The organism is Pseudomonas sp. NFX183, from assembly GCF_047943075.1.
GTDB lineage: Bacteria > Pseudomonadota > Gammaproteobacteria > Pseudomonadales > Pseudomonadaceae > Aquipseudomonas.
In genome coordinates this window covers 2,019,526-2,045,513 of the sequence record NZ_CP181333.1, presented here as the reverse complement: position 1 = coordinate 2,045,513, position 25,988 = coordinate 2,019,526, and the positions used below count along the sequence as shown (strand labels likewise).

Genomic DNA, 25,988 nt, shown 5'->3' with positions numbered 1-25,988 from the left:
CCTGTCACACCTAAAGGTCGCGTGAGGCGACTTTATTTGTCCAGGAGTAAAGCATGCGTAATCTGATCCTCAGCGCCGCTCTCGTCACTGCCAGCCTCTTCGGCATGACCGCACAAGCTGCCGATAATGTGCCGCTTGAAGCCGGTAAAACCTACGTTGAATTGGCCAACCCGGTGCCGGTTTCGGTGCCAGGCAAGATCGAAGTCGTGGAGCTGTTCTGGTATGGCTGCCCGCATTGCTATGCTTTTGAGCCGGTCATCAATCCATGGGTCGAGAAGCTGCCTGAGGATGTGAATTTCAAACGCGTTCCAGCGTTGTTCGGCGGCCCATGGGATGCTCATGGTCAACTCTTCATCACGCTGGACACCATGGGTGTAGAGCACAAAGTGCACGCAGCGGTGTTCAATGCCATTCAGAAAGAAGGCAAGCGCCTGGTCAAACCTGAAGATATGGCTGATTTCGTCGCCACTCAGGGCGTCGATAAAACCAAATTCCTTGAAACGTTCAACTCGTTCGCTGTGAAGGGCAAGATGGCCCAATACAAAGAGCTTGCCCAGAAGTACGGCGTACAAGGCGTACCTACGCTGATCGTCAACGGTAAATACCGTTTCGACATCGGCAGTGCTGGTGGCGAAGAGCAAGCGCTGAACGTTGCTGACCAACTGATCGCCAAAGAGCGCGCAGCCAAGTAAGGGGCCTACCATGCGCCGCTGGGGTACTGAACGTGTCGTTGGCCTGCATGATGCGAAGGTCAACGAGCATCACCTGGAATCCACAGGCCTTCCGGCAGATAGCCGCCTGCGCTTGCTCAGCTTCAATATTCAGGTGGGCATCAGCACCGAAAAGTATCGGCACTACCTCACCCGTGGCTGGCAGCATTTGCTGCCCCACAATGGGCGTGCCGTTAACCTGCAAAAAATCGGCAGCCTGCTGAACGACTTCGATTTGGTCGCCCTGCAGGAGGCTGACGGCGGCAGCATACGCTCCGGTTACATCAACCAGGTGGAACACCTGGCGCAGCTCGGCGCGTTCCCGTACTGGTATCAGCAACTCAACCGCAACCTCGGGCGTCTGGCGCAGCACAGCAATGGTGTGCTCAGCCGCTTGAAACCGACCGCCATCGAAGATCACCCCTTGCCAGGCCCCAAAGGGCGCGGGGCGATCCTCGTGCGTTTCGGCGAAGGCCCTGAAGCCTTGGTGGTGGTGATGATGCACCTGGCGCTCGGGGGGCGTACGCGCAACCTGCAGCTCGCCTACATTCGTGAATTAATTGGCAACTACAAGCACCAGGTACTGATGGGTGACATGAACACCCATGCCAACGACCTGCTGCAGAATTCCCCGTTGCGGGACCTCGGGTTACTGGCGCCGCAAGTCGAAGCCACGTTCCCCAGTTGGCGTCCGCAACGCTGTCTAGACCACATCCTGCTCAGTCCGACACTCACACTTGAAAGTGTGCAAGTACTGGCGCAGCCCATCTCCGATCACCTGCCGGTCGCGGTAGAGATTCGTCTGCCGGGTTCGCTTACGGCTGATGCATTACCCGCGTTGAGCCCAGGCCCTCGCGGACCCCTTGCATGAGCGACGACGCCCAGCGCTGGAAAGAGAAATACCTGAAAAGCGTCGAGCAGCAAGACAAGCTCGAACGTCGCTGGGCTGCCCGCCTCGACCTGTTACGTCGAGGCCTGGTGCGCAGCACGCTGGCGGCTGAGGGCACCGATCGCGCGGTTGACCAGTGCATGAAAGAGATGCGCGACGTCGTGCGTACCGACGACATGGACGCCGCCCTCGCAGCGCTGCTGCCGCGCCTTGAAAAGGCCGTGCTGGATTCGGAACAGCGCCGCGAAACCCGGGTTGACCAGATCAGCACTGCGCTCACGGCACTGGTTGCGCAGCTGCAAAAACTGCCGCTGCCGCGTGAAGTGGCACGCCCGCTGAAAACCTTTGCCAAGCAACTCGATGGTCGAGTCGGCCAGGCACGCGAGATTCCTTTGTTGCTCAGCGAGCTGAGCAGCCTGCAAGGTCAGGCGCTGAATAACCTGGACCCGGATGGCGAAACCCCGCGCTCTGGGCCGGGTTTGCTGCAACGCCTGTTTGGCGCGAAAGAGGGTTCGAATGAAGCGCCGGTGGCTGAAGCTGTACCCGCGCCGGCTGCGCCAAAATCCGCTGCGCCCAAGCCCACCCCTGAGCCTCAGGAGCCGGAGCAATCCGAAGAACTGACACAAGCCTTGCGCGCCTTTGCGCCACTGCCGCAAACGCCGGCAGCGTCACAACCCGAACACGTTGTGCCTGTCAAAGTAGCGGAGGTTGCCGGCGAAACCTTTGTCTTCGAGGCGCCGGCTGCAGAGGAGCCTGTCGTTCTGCCCGCCGAGGTACCTGAACCTGAAGCAGTGGAGGCGCTGGTTGAAGAAACCGCTCCAGAAAGCGCACTTGCCGCCTTTATCGAAGAAGCGCAGGTCGAGGTCGACACTCCGAATGAAACCGCCATTGGCAGCTTGTCTCTCCCGCCTGTGCTGGAAAGTCCCGAGCCTGACCCGGATGCGTTGGAATCGGATGGCGTCTACGCACTGCCGGACTCGCCGGAGCCTTCGTACAGCTCGGTTGCCAAGCACATCGAAGACACCTTGCTTGGCCTGCTGGAAGACCTGTCACTGCCCGAGCGTCACCGTCCTCAGGCTGAAGCCATGCGCGAGCGCCTGGCTCATGGCTTGAACTGGTACGAACTGTTGCCGATTCTCGATGACCTGGCGGTGTTGATGCTGGCGATCACCGACAGTGGCCAGCACGAGTTCGAGGCTTACCTCAAACAGCTCAATGAGCGCCTCGAAGCGTTCCAGGGCCATCTGCAAGTGGCCAGTGATGGCCACGCTGACAGCCGCTCGGCTGCGCGCGAGCTGGACACGCAGATTCGCGAGCAAGTCGACGGCCTGCAAAGCAGTGTGCAGGAGGCGGCCGACCTGGACAGCCTCAAGCACGTGCTGGAGAGCCACCTTGAAGGCCTGCTCGGCACCATGGATCAACATCAGCAGCAGCGTGATCAGCGAGAGCAGGAAGTGGCGGCGCGCCTCAAGGGGCTGGCTGAGCGGGTGGCGAATATGGAACAGGAAGCCCAGGGGTATCGCGAGCATCTGGAAGTCCAGCGCCAGAAGGCGTTGATCGATCCGCTCACCGGCCTGCCCAACCGGGCGGCCTGGAGCGAACGTCTGGACCACGAAGTCAACGCCTGGCACCAGCGCGGCAACAGCCTGTCGCTGGCCATGCTGGACCTTGATCACTTCAAGCGCGTCAACGACGGCTATGGGCACTTGGCGGGCGACAAAGTGTTGAAGATCATCGCCAATGTGCTGCGCAATTACCTGCGCCCGACTGACTTTATTGCGCGGTTTGGCGGTGAAGAGTTTGTGTTGCTGATGCCTGACTCCGCCTTGGCGGATGCGTTGGGCGTGGGCGAGGTGCTGCGCGCGGCCATCGAAGCGTGCCCTTTCCATTTCAAGGGCGAGCCGGTGACGATTACGGTGTCCATGGGCGTGGCGCAGTTCCAGCCGGGTGAGCGCAGTGACTTGGCGCTAAAGCGTGCCGACGAAGCACTTTATCGAGCGAAGGCGGCGGGACGTAATCAGGTGCAGGCGGCGTAAAAGATGTTCCATTTTGTAATTTGACCGCTCAAGCACAATCCGTACGTTACACTGTTGCATTATCGTCTTCAGCGTAATGTCTTCTGCCATGAAATCCTTTTACCTCGCCTTCGTACTGTTCCTGCTCGCCGGCTGCGCGAGCGGCCCTCGCCTGAACACCAGCCATCCTTCGCTCAATCACGACAATCGTGTGCAATTCGTTGTCGTCCATTACACCTCCACCAACCTTGAACGTTCCCTGGCGCTATTGACGCATGGCCAGGTCAGCAGTCATTACCTGATCGGCGATGATGCTTCAGGCACCATCTATAAGCTGGTGGATGAGAGCCAGCGTGCCTGGCACGCCGGGGAAAGCGAGTGGATGGGCCGTACCTGGCTCAACTCCAGCTCCATTGGTATCGAGATCGTCAACCCGGGTTATCGCGACACGCCGACTGGCCGCGTCTGGTACCCGTATTCCGAGGCGCAGGTGCAGTCGTTGGTGGTGTTGCTCAAGGACATCAGCAAGCGCAATGGCATCGATCCCAAGAACATCATTGGCCATAGCGATATCGCGCCGTTGCGCAAGCTCGACCCGGGCCCGTTGTTCCCGTGGAAGCGCCTGGCGGCTGAAGGGCTGGGAGCCTGGCCGAATGTGCAGGTCGTCGCTCGATTCCAGATGCAGTACGCCGCTAATCTGCCGAGCATCACTTGGTTCCAGGAAGAGTTGGCACGGTTGGGCTATCAGACACCACAGACCGGCGAGCTGGATGTTGCCACGCGGCACGTGATCGCGGCGTTCCAGATGCATTTCCGGCCGTCGCTGTTTGATGGCACGCCGGATGCCGAAAGCGCCGCGATCCTGCGCGCATTGAACCGGAGTTAGGCGCTAAAGCGGCAGCGCCATGTAGAACTGCGTGCCCTGCCCCGGCCTCGAGTAGACGCCCATGCGCCCGCCGTGCAGTTGCACGATTTCCTTGCACAGCGCCAGCCCCAGGCCGGCGCCGCCTTTCTTGCGTCCAACCTGCACGAAAGGTTCGAAGATGCGTCCCTGCTGGCCATAGGCGATACCTTCGCCGTTATCCTCGACGCTGATAATCACCCGCTCGCCATGCCGGCGCGCCTGCAGGCGAATTTGCCCGCCATCGGCGGTATGGCGCAATGCGTTGCCTAAAAGGTTGTCGAGTACGCGCTCAAGCTGGGCCTGGTCTGCGTACAGCCTGGGCAACCCGGATTGGGCTTCGACCAGCAATTCGACGTGCTGAGCATTTGCCAGCTCAGTAAAGCGTGCCCGTGCGTGTTCCAGCAGATCGGTAACATCACACGGCCCTAGCGTGAGTTTTTGCAGGCCGTTCTGGTAGCGCGAGAAGTTGAGCAAGTCGTTGATCAACTGCATCAAGCGCTGCATTTCTTCATTAACCGTATCCAGCAGGTCCGCTTCACGGGATTCTGCGGGAAACTTCGCGCGCTCGCGAAACAGCCCGAAGGCCATGTGCATACCAGTGACGGGCGTGCGCAGTTCGTGGGAGGCCCGCAAGACGAATTCGCTACGCACGCGCTCGAAGGCGCGCTGCTCGGTCACGTCGTGCAGCACCATCACCGCCCCAAGAATATGCCCTTGGGTATGACTGACTGGCGTCAGGCTGTAGGTCAGCAGGCGCAGTTCGCCCTCGACCTCCACTTCCAAGTCCTCAGGTGCCCGCTCCAGGTTGCCGCCGCGCAGCACCAGTTGCAGTTGCTCATCCATTTCCGGGCGACCCAATGCTTCGCCCAACCCCTGCCCCAAGCGTGCCTCGTCCCAGCCCAGCTGGCGCTGTGCCACAGGGTTGAGGTGTTCGAGGCGGCCTTGGCGGTCGATCATCAGCAGGCCATCGTCGATGCTGTCGAGCACCGCTTGCAGACGCTGCTGGCCGGCCAGCAGTTCGTCGACATTGGTTGCCTGATGCTGGCGCAACGCTTCGGCCATGATGCCGAAGCGGCGGGTCAGCTGGTTCATTTCCGCGGCCGACGAGATGGGCAGCGTCACTTCGAAATCACCCTGCCCGATCTTGTCGGCGGCTTTGGCCAAGGCTTCGATGGGGCCACCAAAGCGTCGGGCGATACCGTGTGCCGTAATGAAGCCGATGATCAACACTGCCAGCCCGACCAGGCCCAGAAGACCGGCAATCAACAGCGCCCGGTCGCGGGATTTGTGTTCACTCTCGTTGATATTATCCAGCGCGTGCTTGTGCTCGGCGATCAGGCCATTACGCAAGGCGTTAAAGGTTTCGGTCAGCTTCGGGTTTTTGCTATTTGCCACTGAGCTTTGCTGGGCTTCATCAAATGCCTTGAGGAAGTTCAGGTAGTCAACGCGTGCCTGGCTGAACCCGCTGAGCTTGCCGTCTTGCTGTTCATGGGCGATGCCCTCATCCAGCAAGGCGAAATACTGCTCTTTTGAGGTTTTCAGTACCTCGGGGTCCGGTTGCTCCTGCAGCATCAGGATCAACTGGTCGCCCAAGGTCTGACGCAGCTTGAGGCCAAGGTCCAGCGTGATGAAGTTGCTGCGGATCAGCGACTCCTGGCTCTTGGCCATTTGCATGACACTGACCAGTCCCAGAACCAGTCCCAGCAGGGCGACGGTGATCAGCGCTGAGATACTCAGGAACAAACGAGTGCGCAGTTTCATCGCTAGCTTCATAGGGTACAGCTCACAGGTTGTACTGTTTACGTTTGCGGTACAGGGTCGACGCGTCGATACCGAGAGTGCGGGCCGCCTGATCCAGCGTGTCACTGGTGGCGAGTACCGCGCCGATGTGGGCCTTCTCCAGCTCATCCAGGCTCAGCGCCGCACCGATGCGCGGCGCATTGTTGGTCGGCTGCTCGGCCATCCCGAGGTGGCTGATTTCAACCTTTTCCTGGGGGCAGATGATGCTGGCTCGCTCCACAACGTTTCGCAGTTCTCGGATATTCCCCGGCCAGCGGTAATTGAGCAGTGCTTCGCGCGCTTCATCGCTGAAGCCGCGTGCCGGTCGGGCATATTCCTTAACGAAGCGCGCCAGGAAGCGGTCGGCCAAGGTCAGAATGTCTTCACTGCGCTCACGCAACGGTGGCAAGTGCAAGGTGATGACATTCAGGCGGTAGAGCAAGTCTTCACGGAAGCGGCCTTCGCGCACCATGTCTTCCAGGTTCAGGTTGGTCGCCGCGAGAATGCGTACATCAGCGCGTCGGGTGACCGGGTCGCCCACGCGTTCATATTCCTTGTCCTGAATGAAGCGCAGCAACTTTGGTTGCAAGGTGAGGGGAAAATCGCCGATCTCGTCGAGAAACAGCGTGCCGCCATCCGCCTGGTTGACTCGGCCCAAGGTGCTTTCGCTGGCGCCGGTAAAGGCGCCACGGCTGTGACCGAACAGTTCGCTTTCCATCAGCTCTGCCGTCAGTGACGGGCAGTTGATGGTCACGCAGGACTTCTTCGAGCGCTTGCTCCAGCCGTGAATGGCGCGCGCCAATTCACCCTTGCCCGTGCCTGACTCGCCGAGGATCAAGATGTTGGCGTCGGTGCCCGCGACTTGGCGCGCGGTTTCCAGCACTACCATCATGGCCGGGCTGTGGGAGTCGAGGCCGTCCTTGGGCTGGCGAACTTCGCCTTCCAGGGCTTCGAGGCGAGCGGAGAGTTGGCGCACTTCCAATTGCTTGGCGGTAGCGAGGCGCAGTTGGTCTGGGCTGCACGGCTTGACCAAGTAATCGGCGGCGCCAGCCTGGATCGCGTCGACTGCGGTATCCACGGCGGAGTGTGCGGTCACAATCACCACGCGCATCCATGGCGCCTGGATGCGCATCTGCGCCAACACGTCCAGACCATTGTCCTCGCCCAGGCGCAGGTCCAAGAAGCACAGGTCGAACACCTGGCGCTGCATCAGCGCATCCGCCTGCGCGGCGCTGTTTGCGGTGGCTACGGTGTAGCCTTCATCTTCCAGGCAGTAACGGAAGGTGCGAAGGATCGCGGATTCGTCATCCACTAAAAGAATGCGGCCTTGAAGTTCCTTGGCTGATTCCATCTGTCCCGCGCTCCCCTTAACTATGAATGATGGTGTTTAGTCCCGGAATAATCGGGCAAGTTGCATGGTTTATTCTGATCGATAAAAGCCGTCTTCGCGCAGGTATCTGCACAACCTCCTACAAACGCGCGATTTACTGGCCTTTTCATGCCTCGTAGCCACTTCGGCAATGCTATTTCTCTTTTCGATCCCCTGACCCGACCACTGACCATCGTGCATTTCGCACGGCCTGGATAGGGGCATCGTGCAGGATGCTGGGCTATCGATCCGGGATGTATTATTAACTAATTGATTTTATTGAGTTTTATTTTGTAAAAAAACTGGCACGCGCCCTGCAATATCCCTCTCAACAGTGTCATGACCGAATAATCAGAATGCGGGAGAAATGCAGCATGACTCGCCAAAGCCTCAGCCAATTGCGTGTATCGCCACTGCGCTTGCAGCAAGGTCTGTTTGCCAGCCTGGCCTTGATGGTCACGTTGATTGCGGGCCAGCAATTCCAGCATTGGCAGCAGAGTCAGCAGCAAACCCTGCAATTTGAACGTCCGGTGATGACACAGCACCATTTCAGTTCCGTCAGCAGCGTGGCTGCCGACGTTACCGCCCCGCAATTGAGAGTGGCAGACCAGGATTCGACTCTTGGCGAGTTGCCTGCTCAAGAACGTTGGGTGTTCTAGGCAACAAAAAGCCGCTTGTGTTGAGCGGCTGCACGGCACTACCGCTGTTACCCCTATAAAAGCGTAAGGAGAATCACCATGTTGAGTTGGGCAATCACATTTCTGATCATCGCCATTGTGGCTGCAGTCCTGGGCTTCGGTGGTATCGCGGGCACCGCCACGGGTATCGCAAAAATTCTGTTTGTGGTCTTTCTGGTGATGTTCATCGCTTCGTTCTTCTTTGGTCGTCGCGGCCGAGGCTGAATATGACCACTTTGTTTATCAAAGCCTGTGCTGCCGCCCTGATTCTGGGCGGTAGCGGCTTGGCGATGGCCGCCAATGACGGTCAATCCCGGGCTAACGAATTGCTCAGTGCGGACAAGCAGTACCGCGAAACCTGGCAAAGCGTGGTGAAGAAAGAACAACGCCTGCCGGAATGGGTGATGAACCTGTCCGGTACGGCCGAACAAATGAATGCCGTGGAAGAAGATGGCGATAAGTATCTGGTCGGGCCACTCTGCGAGACTGCAGACACCTGCCTGAACAAGCGCCTGATCGTCGCCTTCAGCTACGACAAGGAAGACGCCTACGCCATGTTGGTGGAAGTCCCGGCCGGTTTGCCGGCAGACAAATCCCCGACGCGGCACGCCGATTACCGTTTTATCGGTAAGCCGAACGAAGGCATGAAACAACTGCTGATGGAACAGCTTAAGAAAGATCCGAATTGGTACTAGGTTCCGTCTGACGCATCTGTCGTCAACGGAGCCGGCGTCTATAGAAAGAAGCCCTTTGTTTCTTTCTGTCTGCACCACTCGCCAAGGGGGGTGCATGACCAGGGGGCCGGGTTGCTCTGATCGAGTCGGATCGGCGTGACCTACGGGTACAGGGAGTGCCTGCGCAAGGGCCGGGTCAGGCGAAAAGCTGCGACGCAAGTTCACAAGTCCTCAAGCTTGCTGAACTTGCGGCGGGCTTATCGCGCATTAATCCTCTTGTATGTCGCTCATAGTCGTTATTTTCTGTCTCGCCTCCTCCCAACCGTTACCTGGTGTGTCGGTGCGACCTTCTATCTAGAAAATTATGCTCGCGCTATAGGACTCTTCGGACGCCAACCCCATCTAATTCCAGGCATTTTTGCCGGTGACTTACAGACGTCCAACCTCTCTGAGCGAGCCGCTCGTGGCCGGTTCACGGCATATTCACCGGACGGAATGGCGGAATCGAACTGACCGTTCAGACAACTATTTTCAAAAAAAGCCATGCCGATTCGGCATAGGGTAGGCGTTTACGGCATTAGACGTCGCCCCCTTGCATGGGAATAGTTGCGCCTTTTTTCGCCTGCCAGTAAGCCATTTCGGCCACGCTGCGGTGACCTTCTACGGAGGCAGATGCACACACTTTTTCGCTTCCGAGCGTTCCAGATGGCGCATGTGCCTTAAGTCCACTTGAAGTAAGGGTAATGACATGAAGAAGGCAAAGCTAAGCCTCGCCTGGCAGATCCTCATCGGTTTGGTGCTGGGGATCGCAATCGGTGCAGTGCTCAACCATTTCAGTGCTGAAAAAGCCTGGTGGATCAGCAATGTGTTGCAGCCGGCGGGCGATATCTTTATCCGCCTGATCAAGATGATCGTGATCCCGATTGTGATTTCCTCGCTGATCGTCGGCATCGCCGGCGTGGGTGACGCGAAGAAGCTCGGTCGCATCGGCGTCAAAACCATCCTTTACTTCGAAGTGGTCACCACCATCGCCATTGTGGTCGGTCTGTTGCTGGCCAACCTGTTCCACCCAGGCGCTGGCATCGACATGAGTACCCTGGGTACCGTCGATATCTCCAAGTACACCGCCACCGCTGCCGAAGTGCAGCATGAGCATGCGTTCATCGAGACCATCCTCAACCTGATTCCCTCGAACATCTTCGCTGCCGTCGCCCGTGGCGACATGCTGCCGATCATCTTCTTCTCGGTGCTGTTCGGCCTCGGCCTGTCGAGCCTCAAGCCGGAACTGCGTGAGCCTCTGGTCACTATGTTCCAGGGCGTTTCCGAGAGCATGTTCAAAGTCACCCACATGATCATGAAGTACGCCCCGATCGGCGTATTCGCGTTGATCGCGGTGACCGTCGCCAACTTCGGCTTCGCCTCGCTGCTGCCACTGGCCAAGCTGGTGATTCTGGTTTACGTCGCCATTCTGTTCTTCGCCTTCGTGGTGCTGGGCCTGATCGCTCGCCTGTTCGGCTTCTCGGTGATCAAGCTGATGCGCATCTTCAAGGATGAGCTGGTGCTGGCCTACTCCACCGCCAGTTCCGAAACCGTGCTGCCGCGCGTCATCGAGAAGATGGAAGCCTACGGCGCGCCGAAGGCCATCTGCAGCTTTGTGGTACCGACCGGCTACTCGTTCAACCTCGACGGTTCGACTCTGTATCAGAGCATCGCGGCGATCTTCATCGCCCAGCTGTACGGCATTGACCTGTCGATCGGCCAGCAGCTGATGCTGGTGCTGACCTTGATGGTGACCTCCAAAGGCATCGCCGGCGTACCGGGTGTGTCCTTCGTCGTATTGCTGGCTACCCTGGGCAGCGTGGGCATTCCGCTGGAAGGCCTGGCGTTCATCGCCGGTGTCGACCGTGTGATGGACATGGCGCGTACCGCACTCAACGTGATCGGCAACGCCTTGGCCGTATTGGTCATCTCCCGCTGGGAAGGCATGTACGACGACGCCAAAGGCGAGCGCTACTGGAACTCCCTGCCGCACTGGCGCAGCAAACAGGCCTCGCCAACCGCCCAAGCCACTCGCGGCTGATAGCCCGCGGCGTGAACACAAACCCCGGAAAATTCCGGGGTTTGTCGTTTCTGCCAGCCCCGCTATCATTCGCCCCATCTTTCGGGGGATTCAACAGATGCTCAATGGCCTGTGGCTTGGCTTCTTTGTCGTGGCAATGGTGTCAGCACTGGCGCAATGGCTGATTGGCGGTAATGCCGGGATTTTTGCGGCGATGGTGGAAAGCATTTTCGCCATGGCCAAATTGTCGGTGGAAGTCATGGTGCTGCTGTTCGGCACCCTGACCTTATGGCTGGGCTTTTTGCGCATCGCCGAAAAAGCCGGGATCGTCGACTGGTTGGCCAAGGCCCTCGGCCCGCTGTTTCGCCGCCTGATGCCGGAAGTGCCGGCCGGCCACCCCGCTATCGGCTTGATCACCCTCAACTTCGCCGCCAATGGCCTTGGGCTGGACAACGCTGCCACGCCGATTGGCCTGAAAGCCATGAAGGCGCTGCAGGAACTCAACCCGATCCCCAACACCGCCAGTAACGCGCAGATTCTGTTCCTGGTGCTTAACGCGTCGTCGCTGACGCTGTTGCCGGTGACCATCTTCATGTACCGCGCCCAGCAAGGCGCAGCGGACCCGACGCTGGTGTTTCTGCCGATCCTGCTGGCAACCAGTGCCTCGACCCTGGTCGGCCTATTGTCGGTGGCGGTGATGCAGCGCCTGCGGCTGTGGGATCCGGTGGTGCTGGCCTACCTGATTCCCGGCGCATTGATCCTCGGTGGCTTTATGGCGTTGCTGGCGACCTTGTCCGCCACGGCGCTGGCCGGTTTGTCATCGATCCTTGGCAACCTGACGCTGTTCGGGTTGATCATGCTGTTTTTGCTGATCGGTGCGCTGCGCAAGGTCAAGGTGTACGAGGCGTTCGTCGAAGGCGCCAAAGAGGGTTTCGACGTTGCCAAGAACCTGCTGCCGTATCTGGTGGCGATGCTGTGCGCGGTGGGCGTGTTACGCGCCTCGGGAGCCTTGGACTTTGGCCTTGAAGGCATTCGCCACCTGGTGGCCTGGACGGGTTTGGACACGCGTTTTGTCGACGCGTTGCCGACCGCCATGGTCAAGCCCTTCTCCGGCAGTGCCGCGCGGGCGCTGCTGATCGAGACCATGCAAACCAAGGGTGTGGACAGCTTCCCGGCGTTGGTGGCGGCGACGATTCAGGGCAGTACGGAAACCACCTTCTACGTGTTGGCGGTGTACTTCGGCTCGGTGGGGATCCAGCGGGCGCGGCATGCGGTGGGGTGTGCGTTGCTGGCGGAGTTTGCCGGTGTCGTGGCGGCGATTTCGGTGTGCTACTGGTTCTTCGGTTAAGGCTTAAATGGCTATCGCAGGCAAGCCAGCTCCCACATGTTGATGTGTAAATACATTCAAAAATGTGGGAGCTGGCTTGCCTGCGATGAGGCCCTTAGCCTTTCGGTGCCGCATTGCCCTGCGCCACCACCCAATCCACCACCTGCCTATTCAACTGATCCCCCGCCCGCCCAAACGCGGCCACCACCGCCGGCACCTGGGTGGCACCCACCGGCTGCTTCACCTCAAACCGCCGGCTGGCAATAATGCGCTGATCACTGCCACGCACCAGCCTTGCGTCCAGTCGGACGACTACCTCTACAGCACTGCCGTGGTACTCGCTCTGAAACGCCTGCAATTGCCCGCCCAGCTCGTAATCGGCCTGTAAGTTGGTCTCGTCGGTACTCAACAGCGTCACCCGCCCATCGCGCTGGAAACCGTCCATGAACCGGTTGCGCAGCAACACGGGCGTCGGGTCGCTCCAGCGTGAGTTCGCATAGCTGCTGATCAGGTCACCGTTGGGCACCACAGCAATGCGCGGGCTGTCGAGAAACTCGCTGCTCTGCGGCTTGCTCACGCGCAGCGACCAGCTCACCGGCGCGCCTTGGGTGGTCGTCTGGGCCGAAGCCAGGCGGTACACGTCCGAAGGGTCGGGCTTGGGCAGGATCGAGCAGGCGCTGACCAGCACCAGGGCCACAGGGGCGATCATCTGATAAGCGCGCTTCATGGCGTGAACTCCTTATTCTTGTCGCTGCCCAGCAGGTAGCCGCTGGGGTTGGCTTCCAGGCGGCGGGAGATGGCGCGCAGCGAACCCAGGGTTTCGCGCAGTTCGCGCACGGCCGGCGCCAGTTCATTGAGGCCCTGCATGCCGCTGTTCACCGAGTCCTTGTTATTGGTCAGCAAGGTGTTGATGGTTGCGGTGCTTTGTTCGAGCGATCTCATTGCCTGCTCGGCGCTGCCGAAGGCTTGCTTGCCTTGATCGTTCAGCAGGCCGTTGGCGTTGCGCATCAGCACGGTGGTTTGCTCCAGGGCGGCCGTCGCCTGTTTGCTCACCTGCATCAATTGCTGCATCACCACCTTGATGTCACCGCGTTGCTCGGCGATGGCGCCAGTGGTTTGTTGCAGGTTGTCCAGGGTGTTGCTCAGGCGCTCGACGTTCTCCCGGGAGAACATGTGGTTGGCGTTGTGCAGCAGCAGGTTGATGCTGGTCATCAGGTCGTTGCTGTTATTGAGCAGGCGCGCGATCGGCGATGGCGAGGCGATGATTTCCGGCAGGTTGCCGTCCTTGCCCTTCAGTTCCGGGCTTTGCGGTGTGCCACCGCTGAGCTGGATGATCGAGGTGCCGGTGATGCCGGTCAGGGCCAGCTTGGCCTGCGTGTCTTCCTTGATCGGCGTCTGCCCGGCCAGGCGGATACGTGCCAGTACGCGGCGCGGGTCGTTGGGATCCAGGCGCAGGCTGGTGACGTCACCCACCTTGATCCCGCTGTACTGCACCGAGCTGCCTTGCGACAGGCCGCTGACCGCCTCGTTGAACACCACTTCGTAATCCTGGAAGGCACTGTCGACGCTGGACTTGGCCAGCCACAGGCCAAACAGCATCGCGCCGACCACCACGATTACGCTGAACAGACCGATCATCACATGATGGGCTCGGGTTTCCATGTCATACCTCGTTGAGCGATTGAGCGGCATCCAATGCCGCGCGGCCGCGGGGGCCGTGGAAATATTCGTGAATCCAGGGGTCGTTCGTTTCCGAGACGACATCAATGGCATCGGCCACCAGCACTTTCTTCTGCGCCAGCACCGCCACACGGTCGGTGATGGTGTACAGCGTGTCGAGGTCGTGGGTGACCAGGAACACGCTCAGCCCCAGCGCATCGCGCAAGGTCAGGATCAGTTGGTCGAATTGCGCCGCGCCAATCGGGTCGAGGCCGGCGGTGGGTTCGTCGAGAAACAGGATGTCCGGGTCCAGCGCCAAGGCTCGGGCCAGAGCCGCACGCTTGATCATGCCGCCGGAGAGTGACGCCGGGTACTTGTCGGCCGCCGACAGCGGCAACCCCGCCAGGGCAAGCTTGACCGCGGCCAGGTGCTCGGCGTCGGCGCGGCTGAGGCCCGCGTGCTCGATCAGCGGCAGGGCGACGTTTTCGGTGACGGTCAGCGAGGAAAACAGCGCGCCCTTCTGAAACAGCACGCCAAAGCGTCGCTCCACCAGTGAGCGTTGCTGTTCCGGCAGGCTCGGCAGGTTCTTGCCGAACACCCGCACCTCGCCTTCGCTGGGGCGGCGCAGGCCGACGATGCTGCGCAGCAACACCGACTTGCCGCTGCCGGAACCGCCCACCACCGCGAGGATCTCGCCCTTGTACAAATCCAGATTGAGGTTCTCGTGCACGCTCTGGCTGCCAAAGCGGTTGCACAGGCCGCGCACTTCGATCACCGCCTCAGTGGGCGCACGGTGTAGACGACTCACCAGCCCATCTCCATAAAGAACAGCGCGGCAACTGCGTCCAGCACGATCACCACAAAAATCGATTGCACCACGCTGGAGGTGGTGTGGGCACCGACCGATTCGGCGCTGCCGCTGACCTTGAAGCCTTCGAGGCAGCCAATGGCGGCGATCAGGAAGGCAAAGATCGGCGCTTTCACCATGCCCACCAGAAAATGTTGTACACCGATGTCCGATTGCAGCAGCGAGAGAAACATCGCCGGTGAAATATCCAGTGCCACCGCACACACCACGCCGCCGCCGACAATCCCCGAGAGCATCGCCAGAAAGGTCAGCATCGGCAGCGACACCAACAGCGCCATCACGCGCGGCAGCACCAGCAGCTCCATCGGGTCCAGGCCCAGGGTGCGGATGGCGTCGATTTCTTCGTTGGCCTTCATCGAGCCGATTTGCGCGGTGAAGGCGCTGGCGGTGCGGCCGGCGATCAGGATTGCAGTGAGCAGCACGCCAAATTCACGCAGGAAAGAGAACGCCACCAAGTCCACGGTAAAAATGGTCGCGCCGAAACTCTTGAGCACCGTAGCGCCGAGAAATGCCACCACTGCGCCGACCAAGAAGGTCAGCAAGGCCACGATGGGGGCGGCGTCGAGGCCGGTCTGTTCGATATGCGCAACCATGGGCGTAATGCGCCAGCGCTTGGGGCGCAAGATGCCGCGGGCAAAGGTTTCCAGGATCAGGCCGATAAAGCCGAGCAGCTTCTTGCTGTCTTGCCACACGGTGTCTACCGCGCGGCCGATGCGCGCCAGCACCTGGATGCCGGCGGCCTCTTCCGGGGCTTTGTCCGGCACACAAAAATCATTCAGCGAGCGGTAGACGGTTTTCAGCAGCGCGCGGTCGGCGGCGGACAGGCTGCAATCGGTCTGTTCGGCCGATTGCTCGATACGGTGCGGCCCCAGCAGCTCTACCAGCAGCGACGCGCCCGCGGTATCCAGGGCGCCCAAGCCATTGAGGTCGATGCGTGCGCCGGCGTCGTATTGGCCGTCGAGTGTGTCCGACAGCTTCTTCAGGTTTGCGTAGTGGGCAAGCGTCCAGTCCCCCGTAATCCTGAGTAACGGAGGAGCGGTAGTCGTGTCGAGATGGGCGGCGCCCGCCGTGGTACTGGTGGTCATAAGCTCCGAGCTTGTTTGGCTATCCAGAATTCCTACGTAATAGCACGATACGGCCTACTTTGGCGTGTCCGTTTGTGCTGTGTCAGTGACTTTGAATCGCAGCACGCCAATGACCTGGCCGTCCTCCGTCAGCACCCGCACTTGCCAGCGGCCTACCGCGTCGGCGGGGAAGTTCTGCTTGTGCGTCCAGGCGCGGTAGCCTTCGTCGCGCCCGCCGTGGATATCCAGGGCAATGCGGTCGACCTCTTTGCCGTTGAATTTCCACACATGGTAAATCCGCTCATCCAGCCCGCGCGGCGCGTTGATCGCGGTGTAGGCGTACAGCCCGCCACTGCGCAGTTGGGCGGCGGTGACTTCCTTGAGGTCATCTCCGGGCGTACGGTCCTGCAGTTGGGTGCTGATCGCCACTTCGGTCATCCACAGCGTGGCCGGCGGCACCCACGTGCGCAGGAACCAGCCAGCGCAGCCAATGGCGGCCGTCACCCCCAGCAGCATCGCCCAACCTTTGAAGCTGCGCAGCGGCAAGCTGACCGCCAGGCTCGGGATCGACAGCGCCATGGCCACACCCAGCGCCAATTTGTAACTTTCGGCGGTGGTCAGGTGCAGGATGATCGGCAGCGCGGTGAGCAGCGCAGCGAACAAGGTCAGTGTGTGCAGCGCCAGGAACAGCGAGCGTTTCGGCGCCAGCCATTTGTAGTACAGCGGGTCGGTGATCGACACCAGTGCCGCCGCGCCGAGCAGGCCGGTAAAAACCGACTGGCCGCTGTTCCAGGTGGTGGTGACGAAAAAGAAGGGCAACACAAAAAACAGACTTTCCTGGTGGATCATCTGGGTGGCGTAGCGCAGCAGGGGTTCGGGGATTTCGCGTTTGAAGACCTTGGCGAACAGCTGGGTGAAGCTGTTTTCCAGCATCAGCCACAGCCAGCTCACCAGCATGATCACGGCGATCCAGCTGGCCATGCCCTGCTGGCGATCCACCAGCATGAAGCTGCACACACCCGAGATAAAGCCGCCGAGTGCGATGACCCCAGGGTAGCGCTTGATCAGGACGAGAATGCGCTGGATAAGGGGCGGCAGCTTTGGCATGAGCGATCCACAATGTGTGTAGGAAAAAACCCGGACAGAATAACGTCTTAGTCCTGTGTTCGGTGCCTCATTACGCGATCCGTTTGCGATAAAGCCGCAGGCCGCCCAACACAATGGCGATCAGCCCGAGCACGCCCGCGCCGATCCAGGTCAGGCTGTCGTAGCTCAACAGCGGTTTTTCGATACGCCAATAGCCCGCCTGGTCAAACACTTGGCGCATGGCCTGGTTGGCCTGTTTCAGGTTGACGGCCTTGATGCGTTTGACCGGGTCGCTGAAGTGGCCGTCGGCGTAGTCGCCGGATGCACTCCAGTAGTAATCGGCCAGCGCACTGTTGCCCTGCACGGCCCACGCCTGGCGCGCGATGGCAGCTTGCTGCAGGCGGGCGAAGGTGGCTGCGTCGAGGCCGTCCTTGAGCAGTTGCGCCTTGAGCGCTTGCAGCACCTGTTCGGCTTGCGGCAGGTTTTCGCGCTCAAGGTCGGCATTCAGGCTCAGGAAACCGACACCGCCGAGCACTTCACGCTCGCTCCACGGGCCGTAGGACAAACCGTGCTTGAGGCGCAGTTGGCGGTACAGCGCCCAGTCGAGGTAGTCCTTGAGCAGGTCGTAGGTTTCATCATGCTGGTCGTCCAGTACCGGTTCCGGGAACAGCCAGTGCAGTTTGGCGCTGTCACCGATCCAGCCGTGGATCAGGTCGCGATGGCTGGCGGCGGCGTGCTGGATTTCCGGAAGCGGCAAATGCTCGCTCGGCTCGATGGGATCAAGTTGGCCGTAGGTGCGTTCCAGGTAGGCCGGCAGCAGCTTGTCGAGGTCGCCGACGATGATCAGGGTCATGTTGTTGGGCGCATACCAGTTTTTGCGCAGCGCTTGCAATTGATCGCGGGTCAAGTGGTCGACCTCGGCGCGCTCAGCGCACTTGAGCCCCAGCTCAACGGCCAATTGGTTGCTGGCGGTGTGGCCAAGGTCCTGGCGGTCGAGCAGGCGTTGCAGGTGCGAGTAATGCCCGCCGTCTTCGCGTTCGACCACGCGCTTGGCCGCAGAGATGTTGGCGTCGGTCAGTTCTGTGCGAGTGATGATGGCCAACAGCAAATCCAGCACTTTGCGCTGGTTTTGCGCGGGCGCTTCAATCACGAAAGTGGTGTCGGCGTTACTGGTGTAGGCGTTCCAGTCGCCGCCCAAGGCCTGCATGCGTTCTTCGAGGTCGCCTTCGCCGCCGCCGTCGATGCCACTGAACAACAAGTGTTCGAGCAGGTGCGGCAGCTCTTTTTCTTCACAAGGGAAGTCATCCAGGCCTACGCCTACCACCAGGCGGATAGCCACGTGCCCGCGCTCGGTGCCCGGTTTGAGCAGCAGCTGCAGGCCGTTGGGCAAGGTGTAGCCCTCGACTTGCAGGCGGTCAAAGGCAAAGGTATGTGCCGAGCCCATGAGCAGGCAGGCGAATAGCAGGCGACGCATAACAGCTTCCTGGCGAGTGAGGTCCACTGTTAACTGACTTCACTCACCGTCGTACGTTCAGGGTGAATGGGTGATGTCGGCGATATCTTCGGCCGAGAGTGCGCCGGTGTCGGACGTTTCGAGCACGACGTAGGCGCTGCTGCAGAACAGCGAGTTGAGGCGTTTCATGTCGGCAATCAGCTCCAGGTGCAGGGAACTGGTTTCCAGGCTCTGTACGATCTTGCGTTGCAGACGGCTGACGTGGGCGTGGGCCAGGCGGCGTTCCTGAGCGCGGAAGCGACGCTTCTCGCGCAGCAGTTGGCGGGCGCTTTCCGAGTCGGCACTGAGGAACACCGACAGGCCCAGACGCAGGTTGGCAATCAGCTGGGTGTGCAGGCCGGCCAACTCCTCCAGGCCTACTTCGGAGAACTGCCGGCGTTGCGAGGTTTTCTGCTGCTGGACTTTGCGCAGCATGCGCTCGATCAGGTCGCCAGCCAGTTTCAGGTTGATCGACAGCTCGATGATCTCGGCCCAACGACGGCTGTCCTGTTCGCTGAGGTCTTCACGCGGCATTTGCGCCAGGTAAAGCTTGATCGCGCTGTACAGGGCTTCAACGTCGTCACTGAGGCTGCGCATTTCCTGAGTGATGGCGGTTTGCTTGCCGCGCAACACTTCGAGCATTGCGGTGAGCATGTTGTCGATCAGGTCGCCTAGGCGCAGGGTTTCGCGCGCGGCGTTGGCCAATGCCAGGCTTGGGGTGTCGAGCGCGGCAAGGTCGAGGTGGCGCGGTTTGGCTTTGCCGTTGGTCTCGGCTTGTTCCGGCAGCAACCAGGCGCACAGGCGCGCCATTGGGCCGATCGTCGGCAGCAGGATGAGGCAGCGGCTGACGTTGTAGAGCAGGTGGAAGGTAATGACCATGCCTTGGGCGCTGTAGTCCAGGCCGTCCATCCAGCCTACGAGCGGGTCGAGCACCGGGATGATCAGCAGCAAGCCGATCAGTTTGTACAGCAGGCTGCCCAGTGCCACTTGTCGACCGGCCGCGTTCTGCATGCTGGTACTCAGAAACGCCAGCACGCCGCTGCCGATGTTGGCGCCGATCACCAGGCCGATGGCCACGTGCAGGCCGATCACGCCCGCCCCGGCCAGGGTTGCCGTGAGCAGTACGGCAGCCAGGCTGGAGTAGGAAATCATCGCGAACAATGCACCGACCAAGGCATCCAGCAGGATATCGCCGGTCAGCGAGGCGAACAGCACTTTGACGCCTTGGGCGTGGGTAATGGGCCCGGCGGCTTCGACAATCAGTTGCAGTGCCAGAATGATCAGGCCCAGGCCGATGCCGACGCGGCCCATCTGCCCTGCTCGCGTCTGTTTGCGCGACAGGAAGAAAATCACCCCGAGAAAAATCAGCAGCGGCGACAGCCAGGACAAGTCAAAGGTCAGCACGCGCGCCATCAACGCTGTACCGACGTCGGCACCGAGCATGGTCGCCAAGGCAGGCGTGAGCCCCATCAGGCCCTGGCCGACAAAGGATGTCACCAGCATTGCCGTGGCGTTACTGCTTTGCACCATGGCCGTCACCAGGATACCGGCGACAAACGCCAGCCAGCGCTTGGACATGTTCTGCCCGATGACTTGGCGCAAGTTAGAGCCGTAAACCCGCAAGATGCCGGTACGGACGATATGCGTGCCCCAGATAAGCAGGGTCACGGCGGAAAGCAGATTGAGCAAGGTCAGCATGCTCGGCCCCCCGTGTGGGTTAGCTCAAAAAGAGCAAATAAGAATTGCCGCGTGCCGCTCTACGTCTTGTACTTAAGCTGTAGTTGGCGAATGGGCTGCGCGCCAGCATCGCATAGCTAAAGTCGTGTTTGAAATAAAACTGTCATGAAATCAGTTTTTTGCAGATGAAAAAAAGGGGCTCGAAAGCCCCTTTTTCAGCAGCGGGTCAGTGTTATTGACCCGGAATGTCCTTGCGCAGTTTCACTGGATCCTGCTGTTTCTTCTTTTTCGCGATGGCGGTGCGCATCTTGATATTGATCGCCTCCACCGCCAGCGAGAACGCCATGGCGAAGTAGACGTAGCCTTTTGGCACATGCACGTCGAAGGATTCGGCAATCAGCACCGTACCCACCACCAGCAGAAACGACAGCGCGAGCATCTTCAGCGACGGGTGCTTGTCGATGAACTCGCTGATGGTGCCGGCAGCCAGCATCATCACCAGAACGGCCACCACGATCGCCGCCACCATCACCGGCACGTGAGAAACCATGCCGACCGCAGTGATCACCGAGTCCAGCGAGAACACGATGTCGATGATGGCGATCTGAATGATGGTGTAGATGAACTTGCCGCCGGCGCCTTTCGGCTCATCGTGGGTTTCGTCTTCGCCTTCCAGCGCGTGGTACATCTCCTGGGAGCTTTTCCACAGCAGGAACAGGCCACCGAAGAACAGGATCAGGTCGCGGCCGGAAATGCCTTGGCCGAAGACCACGAACAGGTCGGCGGTCAGTTGCATGACCCAGGTGATCGACAGCAGCAACAGGATTCGCGTGACCATGGCCAGGGCCAGGCCGAAGATCCGGGTGCGCGCCTGCATATGCTTGGGCATGCGGCTGACCAGGATCGAAATCATGATGATGTTATCGATGCCCAGGACGATCTCGAGGGCCGTCAGGGTGAAGAAGGCAATCCAGATTTCCGGATTGGTCAGCCATTCCATGTGTATTCCTTTGAGCAAATGTTAAACCGCGCAAGCTGCAGCGCCGCGCGGGTGAGTGGGTACGATTATAGAGTGCTGAACAGCGGAAAAATCCCCATCAGCAAAGCGGCGAACATTATGCACAGGCACACCAGCACTGCCCACTTGAGGGTAAAGCGTTGGTGATCGCCAAATTCGATACCGGCCAGGGCCACCAGCAGGTAGGTCGAAGGGACCAGTGGGCTGAGCAAATGCACGGGTTGGCCGACGATAGACGCGCGGGCCATCTCCACGGCGGTGATGCCATAGTGGCTGGCGGCTTCGGCGAGTACCGGCAGTACGCCGTAGTAAAACGCATCGTTGGACATGAAGAAAGTAAACGGCATGCTCACCAGCGCGGTGATCACCGCCAGGTAAGGGCCCATGGCTTCAGGGATGACTGCCAGCAGGCTTTTGGACATGGCGTCGACCATGCCGGTGCCCGACAGGATGCCGGTGAAAATACCGGCGGCGAAGATCAGCCCCACCACCGCCAGTACGCTGCCTGCGTGGGCAGCGACGCGGTCCTTCTGCTGTTGCAGACACGGGTAGTTGACGATCATCGCGATGCTGAACGCCACCATGAACAGCACTGGCAGCGGCAACAAGCCGGCGATCAGGGTGCACATCAGGGCAAAGGTCAGGGCGCCGTTGAACCAGATCAGCTTCGGACGGCGAGCATCCGGGAACTGCGACACGCTGATCTCGCTGTGGTCGATCTCGTCACCCTGCAGGTGCAGTTCGCCCAGGCGCGCTCGTTCGCGTTTGCCGTACATATAAGCAATCGCCAGGATTGCTATTACGCCGGCGGCCATGGCCGGGATCATCGGTACAAAAATATCCGAGGGGTCTACGTGCAGCGCACTGGCGGCGCGGGCGGTTGGGCCGCCCCATGGCGTCATGTTCATTACGCCACCGGCGAGGATGATCAGGCCGGCCATGATCCGTGGGCTCATGCCGATGCGCTGGTACAGCGGCAGCATGGCGGCGACGCAGATCATGTAGGTAGTCGCGCCGTCACCGTCGAGGGACACCACCAGCGCCAGCACGGCGGTACCGACCGACACTTTCAGCGGGTCGCCCTTGACCATCTTGAGGATCTTGCGCACGGCCGGGTCGAACAGGCCGGAGTCGATCATCAGGGCAAAGTAGAGAATGGCGAACATCAGCATCACGCCGGTCGGCGCAAGCTTGGTGATGCCCGCAAGCATCATCGGCCCGATCTCGGGTGCAAAGCCACCAAACAGGGCGAACAGGATGGGCACGATGATCAAGGCAATCAGCGCGGAAAGGCGCTTGGTCATGATCAGGAACATGAACGTGATGACCATGGCAAAGCCAAGGAAAGTCAGCATAGAAATACTCCAGGCGTAGCGCGGCTAGGGAATGGCGAACCGGTTTGGGGTCAGCGCAGTACGAAAGGCACGTGGCGTACGGGTGGAGTTGGAGCGAAAGGGCAAGGACGAGCGGACATCGGGAATCACCATTGTTGTTGTTAACAGCCGGTCTGTTGCCGACAGTGGGGGCGATCCTAGACGTGGAAGCTTTCAGCCAGCTTTCGCTGTGTAATCAGGTGATGAGAGGTTTTTCTGTTTCTTCTGTAGGGCGAGTCAGCTTGTGTGGGGCGAATTATGGAAGCTCCAGGCCGCCCGCCGCTTTGTGCAGCGCGCGCAGGTGCTCGCCCACCTGTTTGAGATTGGCTTCACACGCGGCAATTTCGGCGGCGCGGGAAGGCTCGAGCAGCACCCTCACCTCTTTATCCAGATCGCCGGTCAAAGATTGCAGCTGCTTCTGGCGCTCGGCGCTTTCCGATTCCAGGCGTTTGGATTCCGAAGGTTGTGGCAGGCCGTAGCCACTACTGCCCAGTAGTTCCGCCGGGCGGCTGAGGAAGCCGCTGTTGGCGAGGATCTGTTGCAGTGTGTTGTTGGCTTTTTCCATGCCGCCGTTTTTCAGCTCGCGGGCACCGAGGTAGCGTTGTTTGACTTCATCCTGGGCCAGCATCAGCTGTTTGCGATAGCTGGCCTGTTCCAGCAGCAACAGCGCGGCGCTGGTGCGCAGGTCGGCCTGGCTGAACCATTGGCGGCGTTCTTTTGCGCTGAGCGACAGCCAGTCTTCGACCTCGGTCTGCTTGATCGGCAAGTGTTTGCGCAGGACATCGAACATCGCCTGGTAACGCTCGCGGAACGAGTCGAAGTGATAACCCCGGCGCAATGCCTCGCGTTTATCCTCGAGGACGCTGGTGTCGGCCAGGCCGCGTGCACTGAGCACTTCCAGCAGACCGTTGGGGGTAATGTTGTCCAGCCCGGTCAGCTGTGGATTGGCGCTGCCACTGCGCAGGAGTTTCAGGCTTTCGACCGCGCAGTTGTTGGAGATGAAGAAGTAGTTGCCGTCGTAGCTCCAATGCATTTCGGCGGCATGCTCGACGGTGTCGTTGATCTCTTGGCGGGTGAGTTTCAGCGGTACGGATGCCAGCCCGCGCAGCTCGGTCTTGGTGTATTCGTCGATGACTTGGGCCAGTGGCAGCACGAACAGGCGTGACGGGTATTTGCCCACCAGGCCATCCCAGCTCGACAGCTGTACGTCACCGACAAAGGCGCGGTAGGACAGGACCAGGTGTTGGTCCAGATCCAGGCGGCAATCCGGGCCGCGCGGGCGACCGGGCGCGCAGATCACCAGGCGCAACATGCTATGGCCCCAGCGGCTGACCAGGTTCTGGTTGGCTTCGGCCAGCAGGTAGTCGATTTCGTACACGCGCTCCGGATCGATCTGACCCAGTGGCGTCTTGGCGAAATCGTTGCCTGCGTTCAGGAATGCGTAGGTTTTGGCGCAGGTGTCTTGCGCAGGCGGCGCCCAGCCGAAGTGTTCCTTGTAGTAGCGAAACAGCGCGGGGCGACGGCAGGCGTAGCTCGGGTCGAGGAGGAAGTACTCCATGTTGACTGCCACAAACTCCAGCGGACTGGTGGTTTCGTAGATGTCCGGGCTACGGGCAACCTGGTGGTTATGTTGTTCACGTTCGCCGCGACGGCCCACGTATTGCGGCCAGCCGGCGAGGTCCAGCAGGCGCGGGTCGTCACTCAAGGTAAAGCGGCGATCAGTCTGGCCACGGCATTGATCGGGCAGGCCGATCAGGCCGGTGATGTTGTTTTGGCGGCTGCAGCGCTGGATGAGCGTGCGGTCGTCTTTGGACCACAGGCGCGCACGGTCATAGATGTGGGTCAGCTCATGCAGCACGGTGGCGAGCATTTCGCGGCGCACAGTGCCGTGTGGGCGATTGGTTTTTTGGGTGGCGGCGCTGCCGTTGGTCAGGCTGGCGAGCAGGTTCTGATTCAGATCAAGCTCAGACACCAGTGAGGCCTGACCATAGGCGTTTTCAGGCATTTTGTCGGTCCAGCCGACATCGATACGTCGGTCCAGTTGCTCGACAAAGCGCGGCGGCAAAGCGCGCATCGCTTCATCAAGCAATGCCTGGCTGGCCTGCTGTTCGGCCGGGCTCAAGCCATCGGTCTTGAGCCGCAGTTGCAGGCTGGCCTGGGCTGCGCCTGCACAGAGCAGTACAGTCCCGGCCAATAGCCAGGCGACCAGGCGCCTCACAGAGCGAGGATGGCTTCGGCGAGCGTCTGGTCACTGGCATCGCGAGCTTCCGGCACGCGGGTTCGCAGGGTGTCGAAGGCGGCTTCCAATTGGGCGCCACGGATCTCGCCATTGGTGGCGACGAAACTGGCGGCATCGTCGTGGGCTTCGCGCACGACTTTGGAGTCGCGTATGGAGGTGGTGGTGTCCGAGGTGAAGTCGATGGTGCGGGCCGAGGCACGCACGACGATGTTACTGGTGGCCTTCAAGGTTTGCGCGTGGGCAACATCGGCCAACAACAGCAGGCCGAGAGCGGCGGCGATCAGCGGGCTACGCATGAAATAACTCCAAAATACAAAGATGATTATTGGACGAGAATTGCTTGCGCCAGTTCAAGGTCGCTTGCATGAAGTTTTGGCTGGGTGCGGCGCAGATAATCCAGCGCGGATTCCAGACGAGCGCCCCGCCATTGGCCATCAGTGGCGATAAAAGCGGCAGCGTCATCCTGGGCGGCCATTACCAACTTTCTGTCAAAGGGCGCTGACGTCACCGTGCTGGTGGCGTACGCACTGATGACGGTGCTCTGGGTGGACACATCAAAGGCCGAAGCCAAGGGTGACCAGCAGACGGAAAATAATACGGGAACGATCAACAGGCGGTATGAAAAAACCATAAGACTCGACAACTGAAAGCGAGCGCCAAGGCTAGCGCAACGCCCGGGCGAGAGCGAGCGCTGACACATGAGGTAGCAGCTGGCGCCCTTCTCTGTCGATCTGCGTCAGATAGCCAGGATCGCTTGAGCGAGCTGCGTGTCACTCGCCGCATTCAGTTGGGGGGCTTGTTGGCGGATCTGGGCCAAGGCGCTTTCCAGCTTCACGCCACGGATGGCGCCTTCGCTGGCCACAAAGCTGGCCGCGTCATCGCGAGCGGCCTGGACGACCTTGTTGTCACGCAGGGAGGACGTGGCATCCGAGCTGGCATCGGAGGTGGCTTTCAGCGCGCCGACGATCGAATCGGTGGTCACGATAAGGCTGCTTGCGTTGGCATTGGCAGCCACGGCCAACAGGGCTGCAGCACTCAGCAGGCGAAGACGGGACATGGAATGACTCCTGTAGATGAACAAATAAAGCGGCGCAAAGCGGCCACTGTGA

General features: G+C 60.3%; 24 protein-coding genes. 9 read left to right on the top strand and 15 right to left on the bottom strand.

Annotation, left to right across the window (positions count from 1 at the left end; genetic code table 11):
* The first annotated feature begins 53 nt into the window (after window positions 1-53).
* The 4 genes from ACM530_RS09380 to ACM530_RS09365 all read left to right on the top strand — a co-directional run bounded on the left by ACM530_RS09380 (window position 54) and on the right by ACM530_RS09365 (window position 4,500).
* Window positions 54-692 carry a thiol:disulfide interchange protein DsbA/DsbL gene (locus tag ACM530_RS09380; RefSeq protein WP_119741330.1) on the top strand — a complete coding sequence of 213 codons (639 nt, stop codon included), beginning with the start codon at window positions 54-56 and terminating at the stop codon, window positions 690-692.
* 10 nt (window positions 693-702) lie between these two features.
* Entirely contained in the window at window positions 703-1,581 is an 879-nt protein-coding gene (locus tag ACM530_RS09375; protein WP_416364652.1) for an endonuclease/exonuclease/phosphatase family protein, read from the top strand.
* On the top strand, window positions 1,578-3,635 hold the full coding sequence (locus tag ACM530_RS09370; RefSeq protein WP_416364651.1) for a diguanylate cyclase: 2,058 nt from the start codon (window positions 1,578-1,580) through the stop codon (window positions 3,633-3,635). The genes ACM530_RS09375 and ACM530_RS09370 overlap by 4 nt, the downstream gene beginning before the upstream one ends.
* 88 nt (window positions 3,636-3,723) lie before the next feature.
* Window positions 3,724-4,500, top strand: a complete 777-nt coding sequence (locus ACM530_RS09365) for an N-acetylmuramoyl-L-alanine amidase (protein ID WP_416364650.1) — start codon at window positions 3,724-3,726, stop codon at window positions 4,498-4,500.
* Between the two features lie 3 nt (window positions 4,501-4,503).
* On the opposite strand, the gene ACM530_RS09360 is transcribed toward ACM530_RS09365, so the two are convergent.
* Entirely contained in the window at window positions 4,504-6,291 is a 1,788-nt protein-coding gene (locus ACM530_RS09360) for a KinB sensor domain-containing domain (protein WP_369302746.1), read from the bottom strand.
* 10 nt (window positions 6,292-6,301) lie between these two features.
* A complete protein-coding gene (algB, locus tag ACM530_RS09355) occupies window positions 6,302-7,648 on the bottom strand; it encodes a sigma-54-dependent response regulator transcription factor AlgB (protein WP_145158535.1) in 1,347 nt (448 codons plus the stop codon).
* 392 nt (window positions 7,649-8,040) lie between these two features.
* Between algB and ACM530_RS09350 the strand changes: the two genes are divergently transcribed.
* The 5 genes from ACM530_RS09350 to ACM530_RS09330 all read left to right on the top strand — a co-directional run bounded on the left by ACM530_RS09350 (window position 8,041) and on the right by ACM530_RS09330 (window position 12,424).
* On the top strand, window positions 8,041-8,325 hold the full coding sequence (locus ACM530_RS09350) for a hypothetical protein (RefSeq protein ID WP_106576045.1): 285 nt from the start codon (window positions 8,041-8,043) through the stop codon (window positions 8,323-8,325).
* Between the two features lie 78 nt (window positions 8,326-8,403).
* Window positions 8,404-8,568 carry a DUF1328 domain-containing protein gene (locus tag ACM530_RS09345; protein WP_003170804.1) on the top strand — a complete coding sequence of 55 codons (165 nt, stop codon included), beginning with the start codon at window positions 8,404-8,406 and terminating at the stop codon, window positions 8,566-8,568.
* Window positions 8,569-8,570: 2 nt separating this feature from the next.
* Window positions 8,571-9,038 (top strand): inhibitor of vertebrate lysozyme family protein, encoded by a 468-nt coding sequence (locus ACM530_RS09340; protein ID WP_119741338.1) that lies wholly within the window; start codon window positions 8,571-8,573, stop codon window positions 9,036-9,038.
* 727 nt (window positions 9,039-9,765) lie between these two features.
* The gene (gene gltP / locus ACM530_RS09335) at window positions 9,766-11,097 is read left to right on the top strand and encodes a glutamate/aspartate:proton symporter GltP (protein WP_145158539.1); all 1,332 of its coding nucleotides are present in this window, start codon (window positions 9,766-9,768) and stop codon (window positions 11,095-11,097) included.
* A gap of 97 nt (window positions 11,098-11,194) precedes the next feature.
* Entirely contained in the window at window positions 11,195-12,424 is a 1,230-nt protein-coding gene (locus ACM530_RS09330) for a nucleoside recognition domain-containing protein (protein WP_145158541.1), read from the top strand.
* Window positions 12,425-12,518: 94 nt separating this feature from the next.
* Here the strand turns inward: ACM530_RS09330 and ACM530_RS09325 are convergent, their stop codons facing one another.
* The 13 genes from ACM530_RS09325 to ACM530_RS09265 all read right to left on the bottom strand — a co-directional run bounded on the left by ACM530_RS09325 (window position 12,519) and on the right by ACM530_RS09265 (window position 25,936).
* Window positions 12,519-13,130, bottom strand: coding sequence for an ABC-type transport auxiliary lipoprotein family protein (locus ACM530_RS09325; RefSeq protein ID WP_416364649.1), 612 nt, complete (start codon window positions 13,128-13,130; stop codon window positions 12,519-12,521).
* Window positions 13,127-14,065, bottom strand: a complete 939-nt coding sequence (locus ACM530_RS09320; RefSeq protein ID WP_262206017.1) for an MlaD family protein — start codon at window positions 14,063-14,065, stop codon at window positions 13,127-13,129. Before ACM530_RS09320 ends, ACM530_RS09325 begins: the two co-directional genes overlap by 4 nt.
* 1 nt (window position 14,066) lies before the next feature.
* Window positions 14,067-14,870, bottom strand: a complete 804-nt coding sequence (locus tag ACM530_RS09315; RefSeq protein ID WP_242200467.1) for an ABC transporter ATP-binding protein — start codon at window positions 14,868-14,870, stop codon at window positions 14,067-14,069.
* Complete coding sequence (locus ACM530_RS09310) at window positions 14,867-16,015, bottom strand: ABC transporter permease (RefSeq protein WP_145158549.1); 1,149 nt, start codon at window positions 16,013-16,015, stop codon at window positions 14,867-14,869. Before ACM530_RS09310 ends, ACM530_RS09315 begins: the two co-directional genes overlap by 4 nt.
* A gap of 54 nt (window positions 16,016-16,069) precedes the next feature.
* A complete protein-coding gene (locus ACM530_RS09305; protein ID WP_106576053.1) occupies window positions 16,070-17,101 on the bottom strand; it encodes a DUF5924 family protein in 1,032 nt (343 codons plus the stop codon).
* A 70-nt stretch (window positions 17,102-17,171) separates the two neighbouring features.
* Window positions 17,172-18,554, bottom strand: a complete 1,383-nt coding sequence (locus ACM530_RS09300; protein ID WP_369302739.1) for a M16 family metallopeptidase — start codon at window positions 18,552-18,554, stop codon at window positions 17,172-17,174.
* A gap of 57 nt (window positions 18,555-18,611) precedes the next feature.
* A complete protein-coding gene (locus tag ACM530_RS09295; RefSeq protein WP_416364648.1) occupies window positions 18,612-20,270 on the bottom strand; it encodes a Na/Pi cotransporter family protein in 1,659 nt (552 codons plus the stop codon).
* Between the two features lie 211 nt (window positions 20,271-20,481).
* Complete coding sequence (locus tag ACM530_RS09290; RefSeq protein WP_106576056.1) at window positions 20,482-21,249, bottom strand: TerC family protein; 768 nt, start codon at window positions 21,247-21,249, stop codon at window positions 20,482-20,484.
* Window positions 21,250-21,314: 65 nt separating this feature from the next.
* Window positions 21,315-22,622: a CitMHS family transporter gene (locus tag ACM530_RS09285; protein WP_242200462.1), complete on the bottom strand. Its 1,308-nt coding sequence runs from the start codon at window positions 22,620-22,622 to the stop codon at window positions 21,315-21,317.
* Between the two features lie 274 nt (window positions 22,623-22,896).
* Window positions 22,897-24,858 carry a DUF4105 domain-containing protein gene (locus tag ACM530_RS09280; protein WP_416364647.1) on the bottom strand — a complete coding sequence of 654 codons (1,962 nt, stop codon included), beginning with the start codon at window positions 24,856-24,858 and terminating at the stop codon, window positions 22,897-22,899.
* Window positions 24,855-25,175 (bottom strand): DUF2388 domain-containing protein, encoded by a 321-nt coding sequence (locus tag ACM530_RS09275; protein WP_145158555.1) that lies wholly within the window; start codon window positions 25,173-25,175, stop codon window positions 24,855-24,857. The genes ACM530_RS09280 and ACM530_RS09275 overlap by 4 nt, the downstream gene beginning before the upstream one ends.
* A 26-nt stretch (window positions 25,176-25,201) precedes the next feature.
* A complete protein-coding gene (locus ACM530_RS09270; protein WP_416364646.1) occupies window positions 25,202-25,510 on the bottom strand; it encodes a DUF2388 domain-containing protein in 309 nt (102 codons plus the stop codon).
* Between the two features lie 105 nt (window positions 25,511-25,615).
* The gene (locus ACM530_RS09265) at window positions 25,616-25,936 is read right to left on the bottom strand and encodes a DUF2388 domain-containing protein (protein ID WP_106576061.1); all 321 of its coding nucleotides are present in this window, start codon (window positions 25,934-25,936) and stop codon (window positions 25,616-25,618) included.
* Between the last annotated feature and the right edge of the window lie 52 nt (window positions 25,937-25,988).

Coding starts and splice junctions, on each gene's coding strand:
- ACM530_RS09380 (WP_119741330.1), top strand. CDS start 54: ATGCGTAATCTGATCCTCAGCGCCGCTCTCGTCACTGCCAGCCTCTTC.
- ACM530_RS09375 (WP_416364652.1), top strand. CDS start 703: ATGCGCCGCTGGGGTACTGAACGTGTCGTTGGCCTGCATGATGCGAAG.
- ACM530_RS09370 (WP_416364651.1), top strand. CDS start 1,578: ATGAGCGACGACGCCCAGCGCTGGAAAGAGAAATACCTGAAAAGCGTC.
- ACM530_RS09365 (WP_416364650.1), top strand. CDS start 3,724: ATGAAATCCTTTTACCTCGCCTTCGTACTGTTCCTGCTCGCCGGCTGC.
- ACM530_RS09360 (WP_369302746.1), bottom strand. CDS start 6,291: ATGAAGCTAGCGATGAAACTGCGCACTCGTTTGTTCCTGAGTATCTCA.
- algB (WP_145158535.1), bottom strand. CDS start 7,648: ATGGAATCAGCCAAGGAACTTCAAGGCCGCATTCTTTTAGTGGATGAC.
- ACM530_RS09350 (WP_106576045.1), top strand. CDS start 8,041: ATGACTCGCCAAAGCCTCAGCCAATTGCGTGTATCGCCACTGCGCTTG.
- ACM530_RS09345 (WP_003170804.1), top strand. CDS start 8,404: ATGTTGAGTTGGGCAATCACATTTCTGATCATCGCCATTGTGGCTGCA.
- ACM530_RS09340 (WP_119741338.1), top strand. CDS start 8,571: ATGACCACTTTGTTTATCAAAGCCTGTGCTGCCGCCCTGATTCTGGGC.
- gltP (WP_145158539.1), top strand. CDS start 9,766: ATGAAGAAGGCAAAGCTAAGCCTCGCCTGGCAGATCCTCATCGGTTTG.
- ACM530_RS09330 (WP_145158541.1), top strand. CDS start 11,195: ATGCTCAATGGCCTGTGGCTTGGCTTCTTTGTCGTGGCAATGGTGTCA.
- ACM530_RS09325 (WP_416364649.1), bottom strand. CDS start 13,130: ATGAAGCGCGCTTATCAGATGATCGCCCCTGTGGCCCTGGTGCTGGTC.
- ACM530_RS09320 (WP_262206017.1), bottom strand. CDS start 14,065: ATGGAAACCCGAGCCCATCATGTGATGATCGGTCTGTTCAGCGTAATC.
- ACM530_RS09310 (WP_145158549.1), bottom strand. CDS start 16,015: ATGACCACCAGTACCACGGCGGGCGCCGCCCATCTCGACACGACTACC.
- ACM530_RS09305 (WP_106576053.1), bottom strand. CDS start 17,101: ATGCCAAAGCTGCCGCCCCTTATCCAGCGCATTCTCGTCCTGATCAAG.
- ACM530_RS09300 (WP_369302739.1), bottom strand. CDS start 18,554: ATGCGTCGCCTGCTATTCGCCTGCCTGCTCATGGGCTCGGCACATACC.
- ACM530_RS09295 (WP_416364648.1), bottom strand. CDS start 20,270: ATGCTGACCTTGCTCAATCTGCTTTCCGCCGTGACCCTGCTTATCTGG.
- ACM530_RS09290 (WP_106576056.1), bottom strand. CDS start 21,249: ATGGAATGGCTGACCAATCCGGAAATCTGGATTGCCTTCTTCACCCTG.
- ACM530_RS09285 (WP_242200462.1), bottom strand. CDS start 22,622: ATGCTGACTTTCCTTGGCTTTGCCATGGTCATCACGTTCATGTTCCTG.
- ACM530_RS09275 (WP_145158555.1), bottom strand. CDS start 25,175: ATGCGTAGCCCGCTGATCGCCGCCGCTCTCGGCCTGCTGTTGTTGGCC.
- ACM530_RS09270 (WP_416364646.1), bottom strand. CDS start 25,510: ATGGTTTTTTCATACCGCCTGTTGATCGTTCCCGTATTATTTTCCGTC.
- ACM530_RS09265 (WP_106576061.1), bottom strand. CDS start 25,936: ATGTCCCGTCTTCGCCTGCTGAGTGCTGCAGCCCTGTTGGCCGTGGCT.